The following is a 2,078-nucleotide window of genomic DNA, read 5'->3' on the forward strand; positions in this document are numbered from 1 at the left end:
AGGCCCTCGGATATGAGGGCGGATACGATGCCGTGCGCCGGTTCGCGCGAACCTGGTCACAGTCCCGCGGGGCGGTGACGGCCGAGGCCTATGTGCCGCTCTACTACGCTCCCGGCGAAGCTTACCAGTTCGACTGGAGCCATGAGGTCGTGCTGATCTCGGGCGTGACCGTCACGGTGAAGGTCGCCCATCTCCGCCTTTGCCACAGCCGGATGATGTTTGCCCGCGCATATATGCGCGAGAGCCAGGAGATGGTCTTCGATGCCCATGACCGTGCCTTCGCCTTCCTGAAGGGGGCCTGCACACGCGGTATCTATGACAACATGAAGACGGCGGTGGAGGCGATCTTCAGCGGCAAGGAACGCCAGTACAACCGCCGTTTCCTACAGATGTGCAGCCACTATCTCATCCAGCCCGTCGCCTGCACCCCAGCCTCCGGATGGGAGAAGGGACAGGTGGAGAACCAGGTCGGGCTGGTGCGGGAGCGCTTCTTCACGCCGCGTTTGCGGGTGAAGAGCCTCGACGAGCTGAACGCCTGGTTGCTCGACAAATGCGTGGCTTATGCCAAGACCCATCGCCATCCCGAGGAAAGCGGGAAGACGGTCTGGGAGATGTTCGAAGCGGAACGCCCGCATCTCGTGCCCTATGCCGGGCCCTTCGACGGCTTCCACAGCGTGCCCGCATCGGTGTCGAAGACCTGCACGGTGCGGTTCGACAACAACAAGTATTCGGTGCTGGCCACCGCTGTCGGCCGCCCGGTCGAGGTGCATGCCTATGCCGATCGCATCACCATCCGGCAGGACGGCGTGGTGGTCGGCGAGCATGCCCGCGTCTTTGGACGAGGCCAGACCGTTTATGACCCTTGGCATTATGTGCCTGTTCTGGCGCGCAAACCCGGAGCACTACGCAACGGCGCGCCCTTCAGGGACTGGGCCTTGCCCGCCGCCATGTCCGCGATCCGGCGCAAGCTGAAGGGCAGCGATGACGGCGATCGGCAGATGGTCCAGATCCTGGCCTGCGTGCCGGAGGACGGCCTTCAAGCCGTCGAGGCTGCCTGCCGCGAAGCGCTTGACCACGGCGTTCATTCCGCGCCGGTCGTCATCAACATCCTCGCGCGACAACGCGACCCTGCGCCGCCGCCCCCGCTGCTTACACCAACCGCGCTGCGCCTGACCCATGAGCCCATGGCCGACTGCGCACGCTACGATAACCTCAGGAGGACAAGTCATTATGGAACGCACCCAAATCCTCGATCTGATGGGGACGCTGAAGCTCTACGGAATGCGCAGCGCCTATGACGAGGTCATGGCCGCCGGCATCAAGCGTCAGCACGAGCCACCCCGGATCGTCGGCGATCTGCTGCAGTCGGAGATCGCGGAGAAGCTGGCACGATCCATCCGCTATCAACTGACCGTCGCCAAACTGCCATTGGCAAAAGATATCGAGGAGTTCGACTTCACCGGCACGCCGATCAACGAGAGCCTGGTGCGCGACCTCAGCACCGGCAGCTTCGTGGCCGACCAGCGCAATGTCGTGCTGATCGGCGGCACCGGAACCGGCAAGACCCACCTCGCCATTGCCATAGCACGCGCCCTGATCCGGGGCGGCACCCGCGGACGCTTCTTCAACGTCGTCGACCTTGTAAACCGTCTGGAGACCGAGACGCGCAGCGGCAAGCAGGGTCGCATGGCCGATTACCTGACCCGCCTCGACTTCGTCATCCTGGACGAACTGGGCTATCTGCCGTTCGCCCAATCCGGCGGTCAGCTGCTGTTCCACCTCATCAGCCGCCTCTACGAGCGCACCTCGATCATCGTCACCACGAACCTTGCCTTCGGGGAATGGCCGACGGTCTTCGGCGACGCAAAGATGACCACGGCGCTCCTCGATCGGCTCACCCATCATTGCGAGATCATCGAGACCGGAAACGAGTCCTGGCGCTTCAAGAACCGCGCATGAGCGGGGCCTGACCCGCCTCCACCACTGATCCGTTCCGCCGGCTCAGGCCCCGCGCAAACCGCATCAGGGGGGTCAATATTGGGCGCCGATAAGGGGTCAGTTTTGCGCGCCGATTGACA

General features: G+C 63.8%; 2 protein-coding genes. Both read left to right on the forward strand.

What is annotated here, in order from left to right:
* The coding region (istA, locus tag PIJ50_RS16290) for an IS21 family transposase (RefSeq protein ID WP_271976647.1) at positions 1-1,298 on the forward strand (1,298 nt) is incomplete at its 5' end.
* Positions 1,231-1,959 carry an IS21-like element helper ATPase IstB gene (gene istB, locus PIJ50_RS16295; RefSeq protein WP_271976649.1) on the forward strand — a complete coding sequence of 243 codons (729 nt, stop codon included), beginning with the start codon at positions 1,231-1,233 and terminating at the stop codon, positions 1,957-1,959. The genes istA and istB, both read left to right, overlap by 68 nt.
* Positions 1,960-2,078 lie beyond the last annotated feature (119 nt).

Source organism: Falsirhodobacter sp. 20TX0035 (genome assembly GCF_028307215.1).
In the GTDB taxonomy this organism is placed as follows: domain Bacteria; phylum Pseudomonadota; class Alphaproteobacteria; order Rhodobacterales; family Rhodobacteraceae; genus Falsirhodobacter.